Source organism: Geodermatophilus sp. SYSU D00965 (genome assembly GCF_054050075.1).
This window is the reverse complement of record NZ_JBJGYQ010000011.1, coordinates 1-24,380: the sequence shown is the minus strand read 5'-3', so window position 1 is coordinate 24,380 and position 24,380 is coordinate 1. Positions and strand designations below refer to the sequence as shown.

Sequence of the window (24,380 nt, the reverse complement as noted above, 5' to 3'; positions counted from 1 at the left end):
TCCCTCGGCCGGCTTCCGCGACCCGGTCCGCTCCTCGCTCGCTCTGCGATCACTCGCCTCCGCGCTCGCTCCGCTCCTCGCTCGCTGGCGCTCGCTGCGATGCTCACTCGCTGTCGGCTCGGTCGCTCGCTGCGATGCTCCCGGGTCTGTCATCCGGCGGCCGGCCACCGGGGCGCTCACCGGCCCGGGACGTGCTCGTCGAACACCGCGTCGAGGACGTCGAGCGCCTCGGTCAGCAGGTCCTGCCCGATGACCAGCGGGGGCAGGAAGCGCAGCACGTTGCCGAAGGTGCCGGCGGTCAGGGTGATGACCCCCTGCGCGTGGCAGGCCCGGGAGATCGCGGTGGTCAGCGCAGCATCGGGCGTGGTCGTGCCGGGCTCCACCAGCTCGACGGCGATCATCGCGCCGCGGCCGCGCACGTCGCCGATGACGCCGGTGCGCTCCTGCAGGGACCGCAGCCGGGGCAGCATGGTGGCCTCGATGGCGCGCGCGGCGCCGGCGAGGTCCTGCTCGCGCATGGTCCGGATGGTGGCCAGCGCGGCGGCGCAGGCGACCGGGTTGCCGCCGTAGGTGCCGCCGAGGCCGCCGGTGTGGACCGCGTCGAGCAGCTCGGCCCGGCCGGTCAGCCCGGCCAGCGGCATCCCGCCGGCGATGCCCTTGGCCGTGGTGACCAGGTCCGGGACGACGCCCTCGTGCTCGGAGGCGAACCAGGCGCCGGTGCGGCAGAAGCCGGTCTGCACCTCGTCGGCGATGAACACCGCGCCCGAGCGGGCACACCAGTCGGCCAGGGCCGGCAGGAAGCCCGCCGCCGGGACGACGAAGCCGCCCTCGCCCTGGATCGGCTCGATCAGCACGGCGGCGACGTTGTCCGCGCCGACCTGCGACTCGATCAGCGAGATCGCACGGGCGGCGGCCTGCTCCCCGGTCATGCCCGGCTCGTCGCGGAACGGGTAGGACATCGGCACCCGGTACACCTCGCCGGCGAACGGCCCGAACCCGTGCTTGTAGGGCATGTTCTTGGCGGTCAGCGCCATCGTGAGGTTGGTGCGGCCGTGGTAGGCGTGGTCGAACACGACGACGGCCGAGCGGCGGGTGGCCACCCGGGCCACCTTCACCGCGTTCTCCACGGCCTCGGCACCGGAGTTGAACAGCGCCGAGCGCTTCTCGTGGTCGCCGGGGGTGAGCCGGGCCAGCTCCTCGCAGACGGCGACGTAGCCCTCGTACGGCCCGACCATGAAGCAGGTGTGGGTGAAGGCGGCGACCTGGGCCTGCACCGCGGCGACGACCTCCGGGGAGGCGTGCCCGACGCTGGTGACGGCGATCCCCGAGCCGAGGTCGATGAGGGAGTTGCCGTCGACGTCGACGACCACGCCGCCGCCGGCGCGCTCGACGTAGACCGGCAGGACGCTGCCCACGGCTGAGGTGACCGCGTCCGCCCGGCGGGCGGCCAGCTCCCGTGACCGGGGGCCGGGCACCTCGGTGACCAGCCGCCGCTCCTGCGCGACGGGATCGGTTCCGGTGAGCACGTCGGTCATCTCCAGCTCCTCGCAGCCCGGCCACCCCGTCGGGGCGGCATCCGGCGTCCAGCGTGGGCTCTCGGGCGCGCCGTCGGTACCATCCACTGCGGCGTCCCGAAGGCGTCCTGGTGTCCACACCGTCGAGAGGTCTGCCGTGCCGGTCACCGTCGCGACGCTGCTGGGCACCGCCTCCCTGGAGCTGACGCTGCACACCCGCGCCGCCGCGGTGGACCGGCCCCTCGCCTGGGTGCACGTCAGCGAGCTGGTCGACCCCACGCCGTTCCTCGAGGGCGGCGAGCTGCTGCTCAGCACCGGCCTGGCACTCCCGGCCGACGCGGCGGGTCAGCGGGACTACGTGCGGCGGCTGGCCGGAGCTGGCGTGGTCGCCCTCGGGCTGGGCACCGGCCTGAGCCTGCCCGCGGTGCCGGAGGAGCTGGTCACCGCGGCCGACGCGCACGGTCTCGCCGTCCTGGAGGTGCCCCGGCAGACGCCGTTCATCGCGCTGTCGCGCGCGGTCTCCAGCGCGCTGGCGGCGGAGGAGTACGCGGCGGTCACGCGGACCTCGGCGGTCCAGCAGGAGCTCACCCGCGCCGCGGTCGCCCCCGGTGCGCCGGCCACCGTCGTCGACCGGCTCGCCCGGCACCTCGGCGGCTGGGCGCTGCTCGTCGACGCCGTCGGGACGCCGCTGGAGGCGGCGCCGCCCGCCGCCCGGTCCCGCGCCGGCGCGCTCGCCCCGGCCCTCGACCGGCTGCGCGGGACCCGTCCCCCGGCCGGCGCGGCGCTCACCCGCCCCGACGAGACGGTGCTGCTGCAGTCGCTGGGCACCGGCACGCGCACCCGCGGGTTCCTCGCCGTCGGGCGCCCCGGGCCGTTCCCCGCCGCCGACCGGCACGTCGTCAACGCCGCCGCGCTGCTGCTGACCCTGCGGCTGGAGCAGTCCCGGGCGCTCGACAGCGCCACCGCCGCGCTGCGGGCCGCGCTGCTGCGGCTGCTGCTCGCCGGGGAGGAGGCGGCGGTCGCCCCGGCCGTCGCCGCGCTCGGCGACCGGCTGCCGACCGAGCCGGTGCGCCCGCTCGCCGTCCTCGGCAGCGCCGAGCAGCGGGCCGCCGCCGTCGACGTGGCCGCCGACGCCGCGGCGCAGGACCGGGAGCCGGTGTTCTCCGCGGAACTGGACGACGCCCTCGTCGTCCTGGTCGCCGCCGACGGGCCGCTGGACCGGCGGCTGGCCGTGCTGCCCGAACGGGTGCCGGGAGCCGTCGTCGGGACCGCGCCGCCCGCCCCGTGGGGCCGGCTGGCCGAGGGCGTGCGGCAGGCGCGGCAGGCCGCCGAGCACGGGCGGGCGACGGGCCGGCCGGTCACCGCCTTCGCCGACCTCGCCGGCCGGGGCCTGGCCGCGCTCCTCGACCGCGAGGCCACCACCGCGTTCGCCGAGGCCGCGCTGGCGCCCCTGGTCGCCGCCGACCGGGCCGGACCCGGCGAGCTCGTCGAGTCGCTGCGGGCGTGGCTGGCCGCCCACGGCCAGTGGGAGCCCGCCGCCGCCCACCTCGGCGTCCACCGGCACACGCTGCGCAAGCGCATCCACCGGGTGCAGGAGCTGCTCGGCCGCGACCTGGACTCCCCCGGCGTCCGCGCCGAGCTGTGGCTGGCCCTGCACCCGCCCACCGGCTGAGCACGCACGCGGCCCGGCACGGGTGGCGTCCCGGCGGCGCGGGACGCCACCCGCCCGGTCAGACGAGTTCCTCCACCGGCTCGTCCGCAGCGAACTTCCGCAGGACGTTGGCGGTCATCCGGGAGACGTTGTTGTCCCCGTTGCGGACCGGGAGGCTCCCGCACCACGTCATCGACGAGGCGCTGAAGACGGCGCCGCCCTGCGGGGTCGTGAAGTACACCAGGTCGGCCCGGATCCGGGGGTGCTCGATGCCGTTCATCCCCGCGTGCGGGAAGAACTGCTCCTCGGGGACCAGCACGGCGTTCACGCTGTGCCCGTGCGAGCTGCCCAGCAGGAGCGCGTGCGGCGGCGTGCCGAGACCGAGGTCGTAGATGTCCATCTCCAGACCCGCAGCACCACCGTTGACCAGTCCGAAGTCGCCGATCACCTCGTCCGGCCCGATCCCGTCGAAGATCCAGGCCACCGCCGGGTCGCGGGCGTCGGGCAGCTGCACGTAACCGGTCGAGACGTCCAGCCCGTGCGAGCTCATCCCGGTGCCCCAGGTCTTCTGCGGCGCCCGGCCGCGCATCCGCCAGATGCCGCCCCGCTCGGGGCTGAACTCGTGGTGGTACTCGCCGGGCCGGGCCCGCCACGCCTGGGTGCCCGTCTCGCCCTTGCGGACCTCGATCATCCACGGCTTGTCCGGGTGCACGGAGGTGACCCAGATGAAGCCGTTGCCGGCCAGGTACATGCCCCGGCCGCCGGTGGCCAGGTAGTCCTCCCAGGCGTCCATCATCGGGCCGCTGTAGTACTCCGGGTGCGTGCCGGTCAGCACCACGTTGTAGCGGCGGAGCAGCTCCAGGCCCTCGGCGTGCAGGTCGTGATCGGTGATCACGTCGTACTCGAAGCCGGAGGTCTCCAGCCAGCCGAGCAGCTGCATGTCCGCCGGGAACTGCCACAGCGAGCCGAACTCGTGGCGGTAGCGGGGCCGCATGCTCAGCAGGGGTCGGCGCCACGAGCTGTACTGCACGCCCCGGCCGTCCGCGTGGTAGTCGTAGGTCGACAGCCCGTACCGCGGATCGCGGTGCAGCTCGAGGTCGCGGTCCTCGATGCTGGTGAAGACGCCCATGATCGCCTGGGCTGTCGGCGCGTTCTGCATGTCCTGGCTGTTGGCGTAGGCCAGGTAGCTCAGGGTCGGGATCAGGACGGCGATCCGGGCAGTCGCGGTGCCGCGTGGCGGCAGCACGAAGAACGGGATCTGGTCCTCGTGCTCGCCGGAGGTGACCACCAGCGCGTAGGCCCCGCTGCGCAGGCCGTCGGGCACCCGCAGCTCCAACGGGTCGACCCACGAGCAGTCGTCGAGCGAGTCGTCGTGGAACCAGATGGCCCCGTACTGCTCGGGGCAGTGCAGGTAGTTCTCCTCGTGCCCGTCCCAGTTCCAGCCGGTCATCGCCCGGTCGGGCTGGTTGACGCAGCGCCCGTCCAGGCCGTTGCCGGACACGTCGGTGACGTCGTCGGAGGCCACACCGCCGGCGTGCACCTGCCGCGTGAAGTCCCAGTGGGCGATCAGCTCGGCGCCCTCGGGCACACCGCCGGTGTGCAGGGCGTCCCGCTGCTCGCGCGGCAGCGCGCCGCGCAGCACCTTGGGGGCATCGATCTTGCCGTTGAACAGCCGGCTCACCCAGGTGCGACCGTCGGCCACCTCCTCGGTGACCCCGGCGAGCACGACAGGTACCTGTGGGTCGGCGACCGGCACGGTGCCGGTGGCCGTCGCGGCGGCGTCGGAGTCCAGGGGCACCACGTGGCCGAGCCGGCTGTTGGTCCGGGTCAGGCTGACCCGCTGCTCGAGGAAGAGTTCCCCCGAGCCGGGGTCGAAGCCGGCGACGAGGGAGTAGAAGACCTCCGGGAACAGCCGCCGCTCGCTGCGCACCACCGCGCGGGTCCCGGTGCCGTCGGCGACGGTGAGCGTCGGGAAGCCGTCCTCGAGCGTGAGCGCCCAGCCGCTGCCCGTCGCGTCGTCCCAGCGGCTCACCACGCCCTGGTCCTTCTGCGGGGTCGTGGCCCACACGAAGGCGTGCACGGTGAGCCCGTTCGCGCCGGTGAGCGAGCCGCCTCCGTCGGGGACGACGACGTGGCCGCCGATCTGCGTCCGCTGCGGGCGACCGGCGTGCTCGCCGTCGACGTCCGAACCGACCGGGGTGGAGGTCAGGTGGTCGACGTGGTCGCCGTCGGTGACGCGGGTCTGCCCGCCGTCCGCGGTGGGCTGGTCGGCGCAGCCGAGGCGCACCAGCCGTGCGGCGTACTGGGCCGGCTCGTCGGTGCTGACGTAGAAGCGGACGACCTCGCCGGGCGCGACGCTCGGTCGGTCGCAGTAGCCCCGGATGAACAGCTCAGACATCCCCGTCCCCCTGACCGAGCGCGCCGTCGAGGCCGTGCGCCGCCAGACGCTGCAGGAAGACGGCGTGGACGGCCTCCGTCTCGCTCGTGTAGCGGGTGTCCGACAGCAGGGTCGCCGGTTCCCCGCGAGCCGTCATCAGCGCCAGCCCGTAGTCGTCGTAGGGGTGCCGCAGGTGTACGAAGGGCTTGGCGTCCATCGGGTACGCGGGACCGCGGACGAAGTTGAGCACGAGGTTCAACTCGTGGCTGTGCGGTCCGCGCGGGTTGGCCCGGTGGGCCTCGACGAGTTCCGGCGTGACCAGTGGCCGGAGGGCCTCGACCCGGCGCCGGCGGAACTCCTCCATCCAGTCCTCGGACTTGTCCCGCGTCGTCGTGGGATCGGACAGGGCCATCGCTTCTCCTCACTCCCTCCGGGACAGGGGATCGCCCGGCGCCGCCGCAGGGGCGCGCGGGCGTCGAGGAGGGATGTGGAAAGGCTAGGAACGGGTGCGCTGTGCCACATCGGCCCCACTGCACGACCTGCCGCGCCGACTTGTGCGCAGCGCACACAGCGGTCAGGAGCCGGACGGCTGCCCCAGCCACTCGGTGATCAGCAGCGCGTTGTGCAGTTCCGAACCGGCGTGGTGCACCGAGCGTCCGAGGAGCTGTTCGGCCCGCTGCACGCGGTACCGCACGGTGTTGCGGTGGATGCCGAGCTCCTCGGCGGTCCGGGCATGACTGCGTCCGGTGTCCAGGAACACCCGGATCGTCCGGCGCAGTCGTCCCGTCTCCGGGCTGTCGCCGCCGAGCTCTCCCAGCTGCCGACGGACGTAGTCCGCGGCGGCGTCCCGGTCCGCGGTCAACAGCGTGACGAGGGCGATCTCGGCGTAGTGCGTGATCGACGGGGCGGGACGCCGGGCCTGCGCGACGGCCACCTGCACCCGCCCGGCGTCCTCGTGGGTGACGCGGAACCCCGGTACACCCGTCGCGGCCTGACCGATCGCGACGTGGACGTCCCCGAGGTCCCCGAGCCCGAGCACGGGCCCGGGGGCTGTCGCCGGCTGGGCGCCGTCCCCCGTGGTGACCTCGACCCATCCCCACGTCTCGTTCGGGCCCCGGTCCATCAGCAGGTAGCGCCGACCCAGCGCCCGGCACACCCGCTCCGCGACGTTGGTCGGGTGGAGCGCGGCGACGCCCAGAGGAGCGCGGGAGTCCCGCCAGACGATCACCGCCTGGTGGACCGACGAGAGGGGGTAGCCCAGTTCCGCGACCTGCTGGTCGGTGGGCACCCGGCCGGCGAGGAGCTCCAGGACCGTCTGCTCCCGGACGTGCGGTCCCCACGGCCCTCGGACGAGCAACTCGTCCTCGTACTCGGCGAGCACCTGCTGCGCTGCTCGGTCGAGGTACTCGAACAGCTCGGCCTCCGCGTGCTCGGCCGCCCGGGCCAGTTCCGACGCGGGCAGACCCGCCGCTGCCAGGCGGGGGAACACCCACCGCCGCCAGATGAGCTGGTGTCCGACGTAGTAGATGCGCTGCAACGAGTGGGGGGACACCCGGTCGTGAGCCAGTCGCCGCGGCCACGCGAGGGCGCTCGGTGGCACCGTCAGGCTCGCACTGGACACCCGGTGGGCGAGCATCCGGAACATTGTGTGCAGGTTGTCGCTGACACTCGCCTCGAGAGCCGCCGTCTCCTGACGGTCGCGGACGAGGTCGTCGCGGAACCTCACGAGCAACTCGCCGACCAGTTCGCGGGTCAGTCGCGGGACCTCGACGAGGAGCTCCGTCGCGACTGCCGAGACGACGTCGTCCCAGCCCTGCACCACCGGCGGCCAGCCGTCGTACGACCGGTCCAGGTCCGTGCTCAGGGGCGCCGTCCCCCGCTCCCCGGCCGGGGCGTCGGCTGCCCGGACCGGCAGCAGCCGGCGGCCCGTGCTCGGACGAGGGCGGGACACGCCCGCCAGAGGGGACGTCGAGGCCTCCGGGCCGTACAACAGGCAGCTCCTCACACGGACGTGTTGTCGGACCCGGGCACCTCGGCGGGCCGGCCACGGAGCAGCCGCGGCCCGCCGAGGTGCACCCCGCCGCCGCGCCCTGTCACGGGCGGCAGCGGGACGGGGCTCAGGCGAAGGCGGGCATGACCTCGTCGTGGAGCAGCCGCAGCTGCTCCTCCACGCTGGCCACGCCGGGCAGCTCGCGACCCGTGAACGCCTTCACCAGCGAGGCGTCGGTGATGGCCGCGATGAGGTGGTTGACCCCGGCCGGCTCGATCTCCTTGATCTTCGCGGTCACCTCCTCCGGCGTGCCGGAGAACGACAGCTTGTCCGCGATCTCCGGGGTGGTCAGCTCGATGCCCCGCGCCAGGTCGCCGCCGGCGATCGCGTCGATGATCGGCTTGAGGTCGGCCGGGTCCACGCCGTTGCGCTCGAGCTGCTCGGCGGGCATCGAGGAGGCGTAGATGCCGACCATGCTGCGGGCGGCGTCCTTCGCGGCCGCGGAGTCGCGCCCGACCGAGACGACCACCCACGCACCGAAGTCGAGCGTGGTCCAGTCCTTGCCCGCCTTCTCCGCGCCGGCCCGCAGGTGCTCGGCCGCGTAGTCGTAGGCCTCCCGGGTGTAGCTCAGCGCGTGGTGGCAGCCGTCGGAGTGCTCCGCCGCGGCGACGAACGAGCGCGGACCCCGCATCGCGCCCATCTTCACCGGCACCCGTTCCTGCACCGGCCGGGCGAAGGTGAACAGCCCGTCGTAGCGGAAGAACTCGCCGTCGAAGGTGATCGCGCCCTCGTCGAGCAGCGTGCGGACGACGTGCACGCCCTCGACCACCCGCGACAGCGGCTTGGTCTGCGACCAGTCGATCTTGTACTCGGCGAGCAGGCCGAAGTTGCCGCTGCCGAGGACCACCTCGGCCCGGCCCCCGGTCAGCTCGTCGAGCGTCGCGGCGGCCTGCGCGATGAGCGAGGGCTCCCGCAGGACGACCCCGGACAGGCTCGGGCCCATGCGGATCCGCGACGTCTGCTGGGACGCGGCCGCGAACAACAGCCAGAGGTCCTTGTGCCAGGTCTCGTCGGCGGCGTAGACGGCGTGGAAGCCGAGCTCGTCGGCGAGCTTGATGGCCCGCATCGACTCCTCGAGCGGGTAGTCCGGGAGCATCGCGTAGCTGAACCTCATCGGATCTCCTCCCTCACCGGGACACCGGCGTCCCGACGGATCTGCTGGAGTTGGGCGGCCACCTCGCGGGCGTCGCCCTCGGGGATGTGCGCAGAGTGCCGGTCCGGCCGGGCGAGGAACAGGTACAGCAGCCCGGTGCCGGCGACGATGACCAGGCCGATCGCCACGATCCAGCGGTCGAGGAAGGTCTCCGTGCCGGGGGCCGGCTTGATCAGCAGGACGATCGCGAAGATCCCGTAGGCCAGCGCGAGCACGTTGACCACCAGGCCGGCCGAGCCCAGGTTCCACAGCCCCGCCGGGCGCCAGCCCTTGAGCCGCTGCCGCAGCGCGGCGAGCACGACCGCCTGGAAGGCGATGTAGATGCCGAGGACGGCGAAGGCGGTGACACGGGCCAGGGAGTCCGGCCGCCAGAACACGAACAGGCAGATGAGCACGGGCACGACGCAGACGACCAGCAGCGCGTTGGTGGGGACGGCGTGCCGCTCCGAGACGTGGGACAGCCAGCCGCTGGCCGGGAGCATGCGGTCGCGGGCGAAGGCGTAGAGCAGGCGGCTGCCGGCGGCCTGCAGCGAGAGGACGCAGGAGATGAAGGCGGTCACCGTGACGACGAGGAACACCTTCGAGCCTGCCGTGCCGAGCGCGCCCTCGAGGATGGTCGGGATCGGGTCGACGTCCTCACCGGCCATGATCGCCTGCAGCTGGGCGTCCGGGGCGGCCAGCACGTAGCCGGCGTAGGACAGGAAGCCCGAGACACCGCCGACGAGGATCGTCAGGATCATCGCCTTCGGGATCCGCCGGGTCGGGTCGGCGACCTCCTCGGCGACGTCACCGCAGGCCTCGAAGCCGTAGAAGAGGAACAGGCCGGACAGCGCCGCGGCGAGGAAGGTGCCCAGGTAGCCGCTGCCCCCGCCGGCGCCCAGGGTGTCGAAGAAGATCGTGAACGGCTGCTCGCGGCGGAACAGCAGCAGGAACAGCCCGAGCGCGATGACGCCGATCAGCTCGGCGGCCAGCCCGATCTTGGCGATGCGCGCCAGGTTGCGGGTGCCGCTGTAGTTGATGGCGAAGGCGAGCACCAGCAGGGCGACGGCGGTGGCCAGCGCGACGCCGGGGGTGGCGTCGATGCTGAACAGCGCCGCGACGAAGCCGCCGCCGAACTCGGCCACCGAGGTGACGGTGACGATGATCGCCCAGATGTAGACCCACGAGACGATCCAGGCGTAGCGCCGGTTCCACAGCCGCCGGGTCCACGGGTAGATGCCGCCGGCCAGCGGGTACTGCGAGACGACCTCGCCGAACACCAGCGACACCAGCAGCTGGCCGACGCCGACGATCACGATCCACCAGATCGCCGGCGGGCCGCCGATGGAGAGGCTGTAGGCGAACAGCGAGTACACGCCCACGAGCGGCGAGAGGTACGTGAAGCCGAGGGCCATGTTGGCCCACAGGCCCATGCTGCGGTGGAACTCGCCGGTGTACCCCAGCGCGGCGAGTTGTGCGTCGTCGGCGGTCCCGCCGGCCTGTGCTCCGGGTGGTGTCACCGGGTCTCCTCGGCTCGGTGGCCAGGCCCCGCCGACGGACGTCGGTGTGCCCCAGGCCACAAGGTCGGCGGAAAACCTATAGAGCCATAGTTCACAGGACAAGTCCCGCGTGTTTCGCCGGGGTTGCGTGTCGATCGCCGCTCCCCCGGCGCAGGTCACCCGGCGAGCCGCCGCCCGTCCTCGACCAGGAACAGCCGCCAGGGCAGTCCGGGCAGGGCCGCGCCGCCCTCCGCCTCACGCGCGCCCGCGGGCAGCAGGCTGCCCACCACGAGCCGCGGCGCCGTCGAGAGGACGACCCGCCCCTCGTCGTTGAGCAGCACGAACGGCGTGCGCAGCGGGCTGAGCGCCTGCAGGAGGTGGGACTCGAACCGGCGCACGGGGACGTCGGCGCCAGCCACGCCGACGAACCCGCTGCCCGCCACGACCGGCTCGGTGAAGGTCAGCACGTAGCGCCCGGTGCCGTGGACGTCGACGTGGGGGCCGAAGGCGTGCCGCCGTCCGGTCCGGCGCGGGACGTCGTACCACTCGGTGGTCGTGTAGTCGTAGTAGCCCAGGCTCGTCGGCCGCAGGTCCGGCTCGAGGGTGTGCAGCTCCCCGTCGTCCGGGTCGACCTGCCACCACTCCAGCCGCTGGAGCAGGCCCTCCTCGGGCCGCGGTGCGACGACCAGTCCGAGTCCGACGGCGAGCTGCCCGGGCTCGCGCAGCAGCTCCTGGACGCCGTCCGGCAGGACCCGCCTCCGGGCCCGCAGCCCGTCGCGCTCGACCGAGCGCAGCACCGCGCCGCGCACCCGGGCGACGGTCACGAACACCTGCTCCACGAGGTCGGACACCGCTGCGGCGACCCGCGCGGCCTCGTCAATGCCAGGGGTCACGACACCTCCCGCTGCGGTGCGCCCAGGTCACCGAGGCGCTGCAGCCGCAGCTCGATCGCCCAGAGCGTCCGCGTCTCGATGTGGGCCTCGGTGAGGGCCCGGGCCCGGGCGGCGTCCCGGTCCTCGACCGCGTCGATGACCGCCCGGTGGCCGGCGACGATCACGTCGAGCAGCCCGGGCGCGTGCGCCGGTGGCCAGGGCAGCTGGCCGAGCTCCAGGTGCAGGTCCATCTCCTGCATCGTCAGCCGCACCGACTGCGCGCAGGCCGCCAGCTCGATGTAGTACCGGCCGTCGGTGCGGCGCTGGCCGGTGACCGACCCGGCCGAGGCCAGCCGGTCGACGATGTCCCGCAGCCGGGCGATCTCCGTCCGCGACGCCCGGGAGGCCGCCAGGCGTGCCGCCGCCGCCGCGACCGCGCTGTGCACGTCGCCGAGCTCGCGCAGGTCCGTGGTGCCCAGCTCGGCCAGGCGGGCGTCGGCGAGCTCGGAGAGGACGTCCTCCCGCGACCGCACGAAGCTGCCACCGCCCCGGCCCCGGCGGGTGTCGACCAGCCCGAGCTTGCGCAGCTCGGCCAGCGCCTCGCGCAGCGTCACCGTGGAGACGTTGAGCATCGTGGCGAGGTCGGCCTCCGTGGGCAGCTGCTCGCCGTCGGCGAGGAGGCCCAGCGCGATGGCGCTGCCCACCCGCCGGACGACGGCCTCGCTGCGCAGGGCGCCGTCGTCCAGGGGTGCGAAGACGGCGCGCCGGGCGTCACCGCTGAGCAGTTGCACGCTCGCCTCCTGTCACCGGGTGACCAGAAGTGTTACACCTCGGAACCACCGGCTTAACCGTTGATTCCATAGGTTTTCCTCGTTAGCGTGACGCACGCCCCACCCGCCCCTGTGACGAGGAGCACGCAGTGACACAGGTCCAGCCCGACCGGGCGTCCGAGGGGACACCCCGGGTCGACGCCCTCTCCGAGCCGTTCACCCCCGGTGCCCCGTCCAACTCACCGGAGCTGGCGGACTTCCCGGAGACGCTCGCCGGCCCCGTCCCCCCGCCGCACACCGACCCGAAGACGGCCGCGTTCGTCGAGCAGTGGCGCAACACCTCGTACAACTGCTTCTCCTCGGGGCACAAGTTCTGCCGCGAGGTCTGCCCGGTCACCCAGGTCGAGCGCAACGAGTCGTGGACCCCCACGGCCTTCCACGCCAACGTCGTGGCCATGGAGCGCGGCGAGCTCGACATCGCCGACATCGCCGCCGACTACGTCAACTGCACGCAGTGCGGTGCCTGCGAGCTGCGGTGTCCGAACACGCTGTTCACCGGCGACTTCTACCGGTTCCGCACGCGCACGGTCGACGTCGTCAAGGCGGTGCGGTCCCTCGCCGTGGAGAGCGGCGTGCACCAGCCGAGCTGGCAGATCTGGAACGAGCGCACCGACCTGCGCACGCACGAGCCGGTGCTCGGCGAGACGCCGGTCAGCCAGGAGAAGGTGCGCGACTGGGCCGAGGGCCTCGACATCCCGATCGGCGGCGAGACGATCCTGTTCGTCGACTGCGAGGCCGCGTTCTACCGGACGTCGGTGCCGCGGGCGGTCGCCCAGATGCTGCAGATGGCCGGCTACGAGTTCGGCCTCATGGGCGAGCAGTGGTGCTGCGGCGGGCCGGCCGCGGAGATGGGCTACGCCGAGCAGGCGCAGCGCTTCGCCCGCCACAACCTCGACAACTGGCGGTCGACCGGCACCAAGCGGGTGCTGGTGCTCGACCCGCACGACTACATCAGCTTCACCGAGGACTACCCGAAGTACTTCGGCGAGGAGTTCGACATCGAGGTCGTGCTCGTCATCGAGGTGCTGGCCCAGCTGCTGCGCGAGGGCCGGCTGACCCCGACCGTGCCGGTGGACCGGGCGATCACGTACCACGACCCGTGCCGGCTCAACAAGCGCAAGGGCATCTGGGCCGAGCCGCGGGAGCTGCTGCGCGCCATCCCCGGGCTGCGCTTCGAGGACGTCGACCGGGTCACCCAGTGGTCCTACTGCTCCGGTGGCGGCGGCGGCCTGCCGATCGAGAAGCCCGAGCTCACCGCCAAGATCAGCGCCGCCCGCCTGGAGCGCGCCGCGGAGCTCGACGTCGACACCCTGGTCAGCGCCTGCCCGTGGTCGGAGCGGCCGCTGTCCGAGGCCGGCGACGCGGAGGACATCGACGTCGTCGACCTGCACGAGCTGTTCGCCCAGTCGCTCGGCATCACCGTCGGCGGCTCCCGTGGGGACGTCGGCGACCGGCGGCTGGCCCAGGAGCGCACCGGCGTTCCCGGGCGGGCGCGCCGCGCCCACGGCAGCAGTCGCGGCGGCTGCGGCGGCGGGGGCTGCGGCGGCGGGTGCGGCAACGGTTCCGGCGGCTGCGGGTGCGGGGGGCACTGACCATGACGATCACCGAACCGGCTCCCTTCACCCGGGAGCCCCTGGGCGAGACCGAGCTCAACACCCTGGTGGCGGCGCTGCGGCCGATCCTGGCCGACGACCAGATCCTGCTGGCGAAGACCGACCGCTACAACCGCGCCCGCGTCCCGGCGCCGTTCCCGGTGCACCGGTGGTCCGAGCGGGTGCCCGACGTCGTGGTGCTGCCCACCTCCACCGAGCAGGTGGCGGCCGTCGTGAAGATCGCCAACGAGCTGCACATCCCGGTCGTCCCCCGCGACGGCGGGACCGGGCTGACCGACGGCGCCGTCCCGATGCGGCGCGGCATCGTCGTCGACGTCAAGCGGATGAACCAGATCCACGAGCTGGACCTGGTCAACCGCACCGTCACCGTGGGCACCGGCATCAGCATGCTCAAGCTCAACGAGCGGCTGGCCCAGCACGGGCTGTTCTACCCGGACGACCCGGCGTCCTACCCGTGCTCGCTGGTCGGCGGGCGGATCGGCACCAGCGGCTGGTCACTGATCGGGTCGCGCTACGGGCACACCCGCGACCTGGTCCTCAGCTTCGACCACGTGCTGCCGACCGGCGAGGTGCTGCACGTGGGCGACGGCATCGGGCAGAAGATCAGCAAGAGCTCGAGCGGCTACCAGCTCAAGCACCTGTTCATGGGGCACCAGGGCACCCTCGGCATCGCCACCAAGGCCACGCTGAAGCTCTTCCCCAAGCCGGAGGCGGAGCTCTCGCCGTTCTGGGCGTTCGACAACTACGACGACGCGCACGCGTGCACCGGCGCGCTCGCCCGCGCCGGGGTGGCCACCTTCGCCGGCGCGGTGCTCTTCGACGAGCACAAGGTCGCCTACCTGCGCCGGGACGACGAGGCCTACATCCCCCAGCCCACCGACGTCCGCGCCCTGGTGTGCGCGGTGATGTACGGCTACGAGGACGAGGTGCGGGCCGGCGGCAAGCGGCTGTTCCGGATCGCCAAGGAGCACGGCGCCCGCTACCTGGGTGACGAGATCTCCGAGGGCGACTGGGCGGCCCGGCACGACCGGTACGCCACTCCCCTGCACGGGCGCACCAAGGACGGCCAGGTCATCCCGATGTCCTGGCACTGCGAGGACGCCGCGGTGAACTTCTCCGCCGTCCCCGCGGTGAGCAAGGCGTGGCACGAGATCCTCGCCGACCTGCGCCGGAAGACCGACGTCTTCGACGACTGGGGGATGTTCGCCTACACGTCGGCCGCCACCGGCGTCGACTACCTGACCGAGATCGACGTCGGCATCTGGGAGCAGCGCCTGGACGACGCCGCGTGGGCCGCGTGGGTGCAGGCCAAGCGGGACATCGCCGCGGTCGCCCTCGCCCACGGCGGGTCGATGAGCGCCTGCCACGGCTCGTGCCGCGAGGGCGAGGTCGACCTGCTGCCGCAGGAGCTCGGCCGCGGCTTCGACGTGATGCTCGAGGTCAAGCGCGCGCTGGACCCGAACAACGTGATGAACCCGGGCAAGTACCTGCTCGACCGCGCCTACGGGAGGGACACCACCGATGAGAACCGATGACCAGCCCGCGGGCCCGTCGGCGACCGCGCCCTACCGGTTCGCCGAGCAGCACACCCCGCCGGCGCCGCTGCGGGTGAGCGAGGTGGCGCAGACGACCTTCGAGCACGTCTACGAGGTCGACCCCCGCCTCATGCAGGAGCACGTGCTCCAGCAGGTGTTCCCCAACTGGGACACGCTGCGGATCATGCGCAGCCGGCACGACCACCTCGCGTGGATGCACCGCCACTTCGCGGAGAAGGTGGTCACCGGGTCCGAGCTGCTGGCGGAGGTCGAGGCCGAGATGGGGAATCCGCAGCCGGATGCCCCGGCGGCTGGACCGATCGGCGGTCCGGCAGCAGGATGACGACGGGATCAGCACGGGGAACGAACGAGAGGGACCTGCCGTGAGCGAGAAGCTCGAGCTGCGCAACTTCGTCGGCGGGGAGCACGTCGACGCCACGGACGGCCGCCGGATGGACCTGGTGGACCCCGCGACCGGCGAGGTGTTCGCCACCGCGCCGGTCGCCGGTGCGGAGGACGTCGACCGCGCCTACACCGCCGCGGCGAACGCCTTCCCGGGCTGGCGGGACGCCACGCCCTCGGAGCGTTCCCTGGCGCTGTTCCGCATCGCCGACGCGATCGAGGAGCACGCCGACGAGCTGGTGGCGCTGGAGAGCCGCAACACCGGCAAGCCGCTCGGGTTGACCGCGAGCGAGGAGATCCCGCCGATGGTCGACCAGATCCGGTTCTTCGCCGGCGCGGCGCGCAACCTCGAGGGCAAGGCGGCCGCCGAGTACATGGCCGGCCACACGTCCTGGGTCCGCCGCGAGCCGGTCGGGGTCATCGGCCAGGTCACGCCGTGGAACTACCCGATGATGATGGCGGTCTGGAAGTTCGCCCCGGCGATCGCGGCGGGCAACGCCGTCGTCCTGAAGCCGAGCGACACGACGCCGGCGACCACGCTGCGCCTGGCCGAGCTGGCCGCGGAGTTCCTCCCCGCGGGCGTGCTCAACGTGATCTGCGGGGACCGCGACACCGGCCGGGCGCTGGTCGAGCACCGCACTCCGCAGATGGTCTCGATCACCGGGTCGGTGCGGGCGGGCATGCAGGTCGCCGAGACCGCGGCGCGCGACGTCAAGCGGGTGCACCTCGAGCTCGGCGGCAAGGCGCCCGTGGTGGTCTTCGACGACGCCGACCTCGAGGCCGCCGCCGAGGCGATCGCGGTCGCCGGCTACTTCAACGCCGGGCAGGACTGCACCGCCGCCACCCGCGTGCTGGCCGGGCCGGGCATCCACGACGACTTCGTCGCTGCGCTGACCGAGCAGGCGAAGAACACGCGGACGACGTTCGACAACGGCGCGGGCGACTCCGACGCGATGGTGCCGCCGGTCAACAACGCCAACCAGCTGGCCCACGTCACCGGGTTCCTCGACCGCGCGCCCGACCACGCCGAGGTCACGGCGGGCGGGCGGCGGCAGGGCGACCGCGGCTTCTTCGTCGAGCCGACCGTCGTCGCCGGGCTGCGGCAGGACGACGAGATGGTGCAGAACGAGATCTTCGGCCCCGTCATCACCGTCCAGCGGTTCAGCGACGAGGACCAGGCGCTGGCCTGGGCCAACGGCGTCGAGTACGGCCTGGCCTCCAGCGTCTGGACGAAGGACTTCGGCCGGGCCATGCGGATGAGCAAGGCGCTCGACTTCGGCTGCGTGTGGATCAACACCCACATCCCGCTGGTCGCCGAGATGCCGCACGGGGGCTTCAAGCACTCCGGCTACGGCAAGGACCTGTCGATGTACGGGTTCGAGGACTACACCCGCATCAAGCACGTGATGGCCAACATCGAGTCCTGACGCCCGAGGGGCAGGAGAGCCATCCCTGCCCCGGGCGACGGCGAGGCCCCGGTTCAGCGCGGACCGGGGCCTCGTCGCGTCAGGTGTCCTCGTCCCGGCCCCCCACCCCGGCCGCCCCACCCCTCCGCGTCGATCACGGGGTCGTTGCCGGCGACACGCGCGGACGCGCCGCGCGGGCCGGCAACGACCCCATGATCAACGACGAGGTGGCGTCCTACACCGCGATGCCGGTGAGGACGAGCACGCGCTCCTCGGTGAGGTCCTCCATCGCCGCGTGCACGCCCTCGCGGCCGGTGCCGGAGTCCTTCACCCCGCCGTAGGGCATCTGGTCGGCGCGGAAGCTGGGCACGTCGCCGACCACCACTCCCCCGACCTCGAGCTCCTGCGCGGCGCGGAAGGCGACCTGCAGGTCCCGGGTGAACACCCCGGCCTGCAGCCCGAACCGGCTGTCGTTGACCCGGGCGAACGCCTCGTCCAGCGAGTCGACGGCGTCGAGGACGACGACCGGGCCGAACACCTCCTCGCAGGACACCTTGGCCGTGGCGGGCACCCCGGTGAGCACCGTGGGCGCGTACGCCGCGCCCTCCCGGGTGCCCCCGGTGAGCACGGTCGCGCCGGCTGCGGCCGCCTCGCCGACCCAGCTCTCGACCCGGCGGGCGGCCGGCTCGTCGATGAGCGGGCCGACGTCGGTCGCGTCGTCCGTGGGGTCGCCGGTGACCAGCTTCTGCACGGCCTCCACCACGCGCTCGGTGAGCGCGGCGGCCACGTCGCGGTGGGCGAACACCCGCTGCACCGAGATGCAGGACTGCCCGGCCTGGTACATGGCGAAGGTCGCGATCCGGGAGGCCGCCCACGCCAGGGACTCCTCGTCGCCCTGGTCCGGGCCGACCACGACCGCGGCGTTGCCGCCGAGCTCGAGGGTCACGTGCTTGCGCGGCGCGGACTCGCGGATCGACCAGCCGACCGGCACCGAGCCGGTGAACGAGACGACCGGCAGCCGCGGGTCGCGGACCAGCTGGGCGGCGACGTCGTTGGTCACCGGCAGCACCGACCACGACCCGGCCGGCAGGTCGGTCTCGGCCAGCAGCTCGCCGAGCAGCAGCGCGGTCAGCGGGGTCGCCGGGGCCGGCTTGAGCACGATGGGCGCGCCGACGGCGATCGCCGGGGCCACCTTGTGGGCGACCAGGTTGAGCGGGAAGTTGAACGGCGCGATGCCGAGCACCGGGCCGCGCGGCACCCGCCGCACCAGGGCCATCCGGCCGGTCGCGGCCGGGTCGGTGTCCAGCCGCTGCAGCGTGCCCGACCACCGGCGGGCCTCCTCGGCACCCCAGCGGAACGTCGACACCGCGCGGTCGACCTCCAGCCGCGCCCACTTGCGCGGCTTGCCCGACTCCGCGGTGATCAGCGCGGCGACCTCCTCGCGGCGCTCGGCCAGCCGCCGGGAGACGTGGTCGAGGGCGGCGGCGCGGACGTGCGCGGGGGTCGCCGCGCACGCCGCCCGGGCGCCGTCCGCCCCGGCGACCGCGGCCTCGACGTCGGCCGGGCCGGCGAGGGTGGTCCGGCCGGCCACGGCGCCGTCGTGCGGCGAGGTGACCTCCAGGACGTCGTCGCCGGTGGCGGGCCGGCCGGCGACCCAGTACGGGGTGGTGGTCATGCGTGCTCCTCGGGACGGGGGCGGGGCTCCGGGGCGAATCTGCGGGACGCCGCCCACCGCGAGCCAGAGCCGGTCTGTCCACTCCCGCGGCCGCGGAGCGCCGACCCGGCACCGCGCCGGCGGTCAGTCCTCCGCCGTCATCCGCGCCAGGTCCCGCGCCCGCAGCGCCAGCCACAGCTCCTGGCGGTCCTGCGCCGACCCCATTCGCCGCCCGGTGAGCCGTTCCACCGCCTCGATGCGGGCCCGCACCGTGTGCCGGTGCACCCCCAGCGCGGTGGCCGCGGCCGCCCAGTGCCCGTTGTGCTCGAGGAACGCGGTCAGGGCCCGGATCAGCTCGCCCGCACCGTCGGAGGCGTCGAGGTGGCCGAGCACGGCGTCGGCGTGCGCGGCCAGCCGCTGCGCGGGCACCCCGGACAGCAGCATCCGGCTGCTGGCCAGCTCACCGGCCCGGGTGTGCCGCCCGCTGACCCGGCTCTCCGGCAGCGCCGACCACGCTTGCCGCAGGGAGACGACGAGCGCCCCCGGCCGGGTCCCGATCCCGATCCCGGCGGGCCGCCCTGCCGCCAGGGTCGCGAGCGCCGCGGGCAGGTCGACGGTGCGCGGCACGGCCAGCTCGACGACGTCGCCGACGACCCGGACCAGCGCGTCGGGGAGCGACGCGGAGAGGTCCGCGGCCACGTCCTCGCCGTCGCCCGGCGCCTCGACCACCGCGGCGCGCAGGTCGGCGTCGGGCAGCCCGATCGAGACCAGCCAGCGTGCCGCGACGAGGTCGTCGACCGCCGCCCGGGACAGCCGGGCGAGCACCTGGGCCCGTCCCCGGCGCTGCGCCGCGCCCAGGCCGTGCCGGCGCTCCAGCTCCAGGGTCAGCAGCGAGGCGAGGTCGCCGGTCACCTGGTGCGAGTGCGGGACGTCGGCCGGCCCGTCGAGCAGCAGCCACGCCCGCAGCCGGCGCGAGCCCAGCGGCAGCACCTCGCGGCGCCGCGCGGCCGTCGAGTCGGCGGCCGCGGCGAGCAACCCCTGGTCGCGCACCGAGTCGACGAGGCCGCGCAGCTCGTCCGCCAGCCGGGCCGCCCCCGCGCCGGACTCCGCGACCGGCCGCCCGAGCAGGTCGACCACCAGTCCGGTCCGCCCCGTGGCCTCGGCGTGGGCGGCGAGGATCCCGACCAGGCCGCCCGGCTGCACGGCGGCCGCCGTCAGGGCCCGCTGGGTGTGCAGCGCCCACTCCAGCTGCCGGCGCTCCTCCCGGGCCCGGTGGGCGAACACCGCCTTGGTCACCGCGACGAACGGCACCCCGTCCGGCACGCACAGCAGCGGCATCCCGACCGCCTCGGCCGCGGCCACCAGGCAGGCCGGCGCGGCCTGGTAGCGCAGCTGCGCCCCCAGCCCGAGGCCGAGCGCCCGGACACCGGCCGCGTCCAACCCGGCGACGTACGACGCGCACCCGGCGTCCGACTCGTCCAGCAGCAGCCCGATCGTCAGCAGCAACTCCCCGCCCTGCAGCCACGGGCCCGGCTCGGCCAGCTCGGACACGGCCGCCGCCTCGATCGCGCGGTCGAGCGACCCGTGGCCGGCGACGACCTCCAGCCGCAGGGACGGGGCCGACGCGAGCTCGCCGACGGTCAGCACCCGGCGCTCCCTCCTGGACGTCGTGGCGAAGTAGGAGGACCGCGATTCGCCACTTCGTCCATTCTGGCGGACGGCCCCGGAACGCGACGCTCGTCACACCCCGCACAACGCCGTCCCAGGAGCCGCAGCCGTGACCCGTCCCGAACCCGTCGGCCCGGTCGACGCCACCGTCGTGCCGCGCTACGCCGGCCCCGCCACCTTCGCCCGGCTGCCCCGCCTCGACGAGGTCGACGCCGTCGACGTCGCGGTGGTGGGGATGCCCTTCGACTCGGGGGTCTCCTACCGCCCTGGTGCGCGGTTCGGGCCCGCGCACGTCCGCGCGTCGTCGAAGCTGTTGCGCCCCTACCACCCGGCGCTGGACGTCTCGCCGTTCGCCGCCCAGCAGGTCGCCGACGCCGGGGACCTCGCGGTCAACCCCTTCGACCTCGACGAGGCCATCCGCGGTATCGAGCGCGGCGCCGACGAGCTGCTCGACCGAGCCGCCACGCTGCTGTCCATCGGCGGCGACCACACCATCGCGCTACCGCTGCTGCGCTCGCTGCACCGGCGGCACGGGCGGGTGGCCGTCCTGCACTTCGACGCGCACCTCGACACGTGGGACACCTACTTCGGCGCGCCCTACACCCACGGGACCCCGTTCCGGCGGGCCGCCGAGGAGGGCCTGCTCGACCCGGAGCACTGCCTGCACGTCGGCATCCGCGGGCCGCTGTACTCGGTCAAGGACCTCGCCGAGGACGGCGTCCTCGGCTTCCAGGTCATCGGGTCCGACGACTACCAGACCGACGGCGTGGCCACCGTCGTGGAGCGGGTGCGGGCGCGGCTCGGCGACGTCCCGGTCTACGTCTCGATCGACATCGACGTCCTCGACCCCGCGCACGCGCCCGGCACGGGCACGCCCGAGGCGGGCGGGCTGACCAGCCGCGAGCTGCTGCACACCCTGCGCGGCCTGGTCGGCGCCAACGTCGTCGGAGCCGACATCGTGGAGGTCGCCCCCGCCTACGACCACGCGGAGATCACCGGCATCGCCGCGGCGCACGTGGGTTACGAGCTGCTCGCCGTGCTCGCCGCCAACCGGTGAGCACGCACCGCAACGGCGGGGCGGCCGTCGTCGAGACGCTCGCCGCGCACGGCGTCGACACCGTGTTCGGCATCCCGGGCACGCACAACCTCGAGCTCTACCGGCACCTCGCCGCCGCCGGGATCCGCCCGGTCACCCCCCGCCACGAGCAGGGCGCCGGCTACGCCGCCGAGGCCTACGCGCGGGTCTCCGGCCGGCCGGGCGTCGTGGTCACCACCAGCGGCCCGGGGCTGACCAACGCGATGACCGCCGCGGCCACCGCCTACGCCGAGTCCCAGCCGGTGCTCGTCGTCTCCCCCGGCGTGCCGACCGGGACCGAGGGCGCCGACCTCGGCCTCCTCCACGAGTGCAAGGACTCCAGCGGCGCGATGGACCGGCTGGTGCGGTGGAGTCGCCGGGTCCGCAGTGCCGACGAGGCCGCCGAGGCGGTCACCGAGGCCTTCGCGTCGTTCACCGGCGGACGCCCCCGCCCGGTCCACGTCGAGATCCCGGTCGACGTCCTCGAGCAGGACTGGGCCGGCACGCCGCGCACCGCCGACCCCGTCCCCGCACCCGCCCCGGACCCCGACGCCGTCCGCCGAGCCGCCGGGCTGCTCGCCGCCGCCCGGCGGCCGCTGGTCGTCGCCGGCGGCGGCGCCGTCGACGCCGCCGCGGAGGTGACCGGCCTGGCCGAGGCGCTCGGCGCGCCGGTCGCCACGACCGTGAACGGCAAGGGCGTCCTCGACGAGCACCACCGGCTGTCGGTCGGTGCCTCGGTCCGGCTGCGGGCGCTGCAGCGCGAGGCCGCGGCGTGCGACGCGCTGCTGGTCGTCGGCAGCGAGCTCGGCGACTCCGACCTGTGGGAGGGGCGGATCGCCGCCCCCGTCGTGGTGCGCGTCGACGTCGACGCCGGCCAGCTGCACAAGAACTGCCCCGCCACCGTGGGACTGCACGCCGACGCGGCTCCCGCCCTGCGGGCGCTCCGCGCGCTGCTCCCCGATGGGACCGCGGACGGCGCCCGCCGCGCCGCGGAGCTGCGCGCGGCCTGCCGCGCGGAGGCCCGGTCCGACGGCGGGACCCACGAGGAGGTCAACGCCGCGGTCCGGGCGGCGCTGCCCGCCGACGCCGTCCTGGCCGGGGACAGCTCCCAGGTCACCTACCGGGGCTCGGTGCACTTCTTCGACGTGCCCGCGCCGCGCCGGTTCTGCTACACGCCCGGCTTCGCCACCCTCGGCTACGGCTTGCCGGCCACCATCGGCGCCGCGCTCGCCCGACCCGGCCGCCCGGTGGCCGCGCTGCTCGGGGACGGCGCCCTGATGTTCGCTGTGCAGGAGCTGGTCACCCTCGCCGAGCTGCGGCTGCCGGTGCCGGTGGTCGTGGTCGACAACGGCGGCTACCGCGAGATCCGTGACCAGGAGGTCGCCCGCGGGATCCCGCCGACAGCGGTCGACCTGACCACGCCCGACCTCGCTGCGATCGCCACCGCGATGGGCGCGCACGGGGTGCGCACCGCCGACCCCGCGGCACTTCCCGCCCTCGTCGCCGACGCCCTGTCGGCCGACCGCCCGACCCTCGTCCACCTGGACGCCCGCCCGTGACCCGCACACTCGAGGAGGAGTGACATGGACAGCCACTGGGACACCGCCGTCGTCTGCGTCTACCTGGTCGCCATGATCGGCTTCGGCTTCTGGGGCAAGCGCCGCGCCACCACCCAGTCGGACTTCCTGGTGGCCGGACGGCGACTGGGCCCCCTGCTCTACTCCGGGACGATGGCCGCCATCGTGCTCGGGGGCGCCTCCACCATCGGCGGCGTCGGCCTGGGCTACGAGTACGGGCTGTCCGGCATGTGGCTGGTCGTGGCGATCGGCACCGGCATCCTCGCGCTGTCGCTGCTGTTCGCCGGCCGGATCCAGCGGCTGGGCGTCTACACCGTGAGCCAGATGCTGGAACTCCGCTACGGGCCCGGCTCCAGCGTGCTGTCCGGGCTGGTGATGTTCGGCTACACCCTGATGCTGTCGGTCACCTCGACCATCGCCTACGCGACGATCTTCGGCGCCCTGCTCGACCTGTCGAAGGTCCCGGCGATCATCCTCGGCGGCAGCGTCGTCGTCATCTACTCGACGCTGGGCGGCATGTGGTCGATCACCCTGACCGACTTCGTCCAGTTCGTGATCAAGACCATCGGCATCTTCTTCATCCTGCTGCCGGTCACGCTGTGGCGGGCGGGCGGCGTCGACGGCCTGGCCGAGCGCCTGCCCGTGGACGCGCTCTCGCTCACCAGCATCGGCGGCGGGACGATCGTCACCTACTTCGTGGTCTACACGTTCGGTCTGCTGATCGGGCAGGACATCTGGCAGCGGGTGTTCACCGCCCGCAGCCCGGGTGTCGCGAAGTGGGCCGGCGCGGCGTCCGGCGTCTACTGCCTGCTCTACGGGGTGGCGGGCGCGGTCATCGGCATGGCCGCCCGCGTCGTGCTGCCCACGCTCGACGCCCGGGACGACGCGTTCGCCGCCGTGGTCGAGGCCACCATGCACCCGCTGCTGGCCGGGCTCGTGCTCGCCGCCGCCCTGGCAGCGGTGATGTCGACCTCCAGCGGCGCGCTGATCGCCACGGCGACCGTGTTCAGCCAGGACATCGTCGCGCGGCTGCGGGGCCGTGACCCCGAGGCGGGCAGCGAGCACGACCACGTCCGCAGCAACCGGCTCTACGTGGCCGGCTTCGGCGTCCTGATGATCGTGATCGCCTGCGCGCTGCAGGACGTCGTCGCCGCGCTGACCATCGCCTACGACATCCTGGTCGGCGGCCTGCTCGTCGCGATCCTCGGCGGGCTGGTCTGGCGGCGCGGGACCAACGTCGGCGCGCTGGTCTCGATGGCGGCGGGGACCGTCGCCACGCTCGCCACCATGGTCGTCGTCGGGGACATCTACGCCAACGAGCCCGTCTACCTCGGGCTCGCCGCCGGCCTGGTCGGCTACGTCGTCGGCAGCCTCGTCTCGCCCCCAACGGCCCCGCACGTGCTGGCCACCTGGGACCGGCGCCTCGCCGGCGAGGGGGGGCCGCCCCGGCCCCCCCCCCCCCGCAGTTCCAGACCCCCCCCCGCCCCGGGCCGGGCGGGGGGCGGCTCGGGGGCCCCCCGTGGGG

18 protein-coding genes are annotated in these 24,380 nt (G+C 74.1%); 8 read left to right on the top strand and 10 right to left on the bottom strand.

The window, feature by feature from the left end; all coding sequences use genetic code 11:
* Nucleotides 1-176 precede the first annotated feature (176 nt).
* Nucleotides 177-1,535 carry a 4-aminobutyrate--2-oxoglutarate transaminase gene (gabT, locus tag ACI789_RS12010; protein ID WP_457009254.1) on the bottom strand — a complete coding sequence of 453 codons (1,359 nt, stop codon included), beginning with the start codon at nucleotides 1,533-1,535 and terminating at the stop codon, nucleotides 177-179.
* A gap of 136 nt (nucleotides 1,536-1,671) precedes the next feature.
* On the opposite strand from gabT, the gene ACI789_RS12005 reads away from it, so the two are divergent.
* Complete coding sequence (locus ACI789_RS12005) at nucleotides 1,672-3,186, top strand: PucR family transcriptional regulator (protein WP_456918462.1); 1,515 nt, start codon at nucleotides 1,672-1,674, stop codon at nucleotides 3,184-3,186.
* A gap of 58 nt (nucleotides 3,187-3,244) precedes the next feature.
* Here the strand turns inward: ACI789_RS12005 and ACI789_RS12000 are convergent, their stop codons facing one another.
* From ACI789_RS12000 to ACI789_RS11970, 7 genes are all read right to left on the bottom strand, one after another.
* A complete protein-coding gene (locus ACI789_RS12000; protein WP_457009252.1) occupies nucleotides 3,245-5,563 on the bottom strand; it encodes a N,N-dimethylformamidase beta subunit family domain-containing protein in 2,319 nt (772 codons plus the stop codon).
* Nucleotides 5,556-5,954: a hypothetical protein gene (locus tag ACI789_RS11995; RefSeq protein ID WP_457009250.1), complete on the bottom strand. Its 399-nt coding sequence runs from the start codon at nucleotides 5,952-5,954 to the stop codon at nucleotides 5,556-5,558. The genes ACI789_RS12000 and ACI789_RS11995 overlap by 8 nt, the downstream gene beginning before the upstream one ends.
* 162 nt (nucleotides 5,955-6,116) lie before the next feature.
* Nucleotides 6,117-7,493 (bottom strand): PucR family transcriptional regulator, encoded by a 1,377-nt coding sequence (locus tag ACI789_RS11990; protein ID WP_457009248.1) that lies wholly within the window; start codon nucleotides 7,491-7,493, stop codon nucleotides 6,117-6,119.
* A 166-nt stretch (nucleotides 7,494-7,659) separates the two neighbouring features.
* Nucleotides 7,660-8,706 carry an LLM class flavin-dependent oxidoreductase gene (locus tag ACI789_RS11985; protein ID WP_457009246.1) on the bottom strand — a complete coding sequence of 349 codons (1,047 nt, stop codon included), beginning with the start codon at nucleotides 8,704-8,706 and terminating at the stop codon, nucleotides 7,660-7,662.
* Nucleotides 8,703-10,244, bottom strand: a complete 1,542-nt coding sequence (locus tag ACI789_RS11980; RefSeq protein ID WP_457009244.1) for an APC family permease — start codon at nucleotides 10,242-10,244, stop codon at nucleotides 8,703-8,705. Before ACI789_RS11980 ends, ACI789_RS11985 begins: the two co-directional genes overlap by 4 nt.
* Before the next feature lie 155 nt (nucleotides 10,245-10,399).
* Entirely contained in the window at nucleotides 10,400-11,116 is a 717-nt protein-coding gene (locus tag ACI789_RS11975; RefSeq protein ID WP_457009242.1) for a cache domain-containing protein, read from the bottom strand.
* Nucleotides 11,113-11,886, bottom strand: a complete 774-nt coding sequence (locus ACI789_RS11970) for a FadR/GntR family transcriptional regulator (RefSeq protein WP_457009240.1) — start codon at nucleotides 11,884-11,886, stop codon at nucleotides 11,113-11,115. Before ACI789_RS11970 ends, ACI789_RS11975 begins: the two co-directional genes overlap by 4 nt.
* Before the next feature lie 128 nt (nucleotides 11,887-12,014).
* Here ACI789_RS11970 and ACI789_RS11965 point away from each other — a divergent pair, with 128 nt between their 5' ends.
* The 4 genes from ACI789_RS11965 to ACI789_RS11950 are packed head-to-tail and all read left to right on the top strand — an operon-like array spanning nucleotide 12,015 to nucleotide 16,902.
* Nucleotides 12,015-13,517: a (Fe-S)-binding protein gene (locus ACI789_RS11965; protein WP_456920947.1), complete on the top strand. Its 1,503-nt coding sequence runs from the start codon at nucleotides 12,015-12,017 to the stop codon at nucleotides 13,515-13,517.
* A gap of 2 nt (nucleotides 13,518-13,519) precedes the next feature.
* Nucleotides 13,520-15,073, top strand: a complete 1,554-nt coding sequence (locus ACI789_RS11960; RefSeq protein WP_457009238.1) for an FAD-binding oxidoreductase — start codon at nucleotides 13,520-13,522, stop codon at nucleotides 15,071-15,073.
* A complete protein-coding gene (locus ACI789_RS11955; protein ID WP_456920949.1) occupies nucleotides 15,060-15,416 on the top strand; it encodes a hypothetical protein in 357 nt (118 codons plus the stop codon). The genes ACI789_RS11960 and ACI789_RS11955 overlap by 14 nt, the downstream gene beginning before the upstream one ends.
* Nucleotides 15,417-15,456: 40 nt before the next feature.
* Nucleotides 15,457-16,902, top strand: a complete 1,446-nt coding sequence (locus ACI789_RS11950) for a gamma-aminobutyraldehyde dehydrogenase (RefSeq protein ID WP_457009235.1) — start codon at nucleotides 15,457-15,459, stop codon at nucleotides 16,900-16,902.
* Between the two features lie 214 nt (nucleotides 16,903-17,116).
* On the opposite strand, the gene ACI789_RS11945 is transcribed toward ACI789_RS11950, so the two are convergent.
* Nucleotides 17,117-18,556: an aldehyde dehydrogenase family protein gene (locus ACI789_RS11945; RefSeq protein WP_457009233.1), complete on the bottom strand. Its 1,440-nt coding sequence runs from the start codon at nucleotides 18,554-18,556 to the stop codon at nucleotides 17,117-17,119.
* A gap of 123 nt (nucleotides 18,557-18,679) precedes the next feature.
* Nucleotides 18,680-20,182, bottom strand: coding sequence for a PucR family transcriptional regulator ligand-binding domain-containing protein (locus ACI789_RS11940; RefSeq protein ID WP_457009231.1), 1,503 nt, complete (start codon nucleotides 20,180-20,182; stop codon nucleotides 18,680-18,682).
* A gap of 130 nt (nucleotides 20,183-20,312) precedes the next feature.
* Here ACI789_RS11940 and speB point away from each other — a divergent pair, with 130 nt between their 5' ends.
* The 3 genes from speB to ACI789_RS11925 form a co-directional block, all read left to right on the top strand.
* On the top strand, nucleotides 20,313-21,260 hold the full coding sequence (speB, locus tag ACI789_RS11935; RefSeq protein WP_457009229.1) for an agmatinase: 948 nt from the start codon (nucleotides 20,313-20,315) through the stop codon (nucleotides 21,258-21,260).
* Nucleotides 21,257-22,837 carry a thiamine pyrophosphate-binding protein gene (locus tag ACI789_RS11930; protein ID WP_457009227.1) on the top strand — a complete coding sequence of 527 codons (1,581 nt, stop codon included), beginning with the start codon at nucleotides 21,257-21,259 and terminating at the stop codon, nucleotides 22,835-22,837. Before speB ends, ACI789_RS11930 begins: the two co-directional genes overlap by 4 nt.
* Before the next feature lie 24 nt (nucleotides 22,838-22,861).
* A partial coding sequence (locus ACI789_RS11925; RefSeq protein ID WP_457009225.1) for a sodium:solute symporter occupies nucleotides 22,862-24,380 on the top strand: 1,519 nt, incomplete at its 3' end.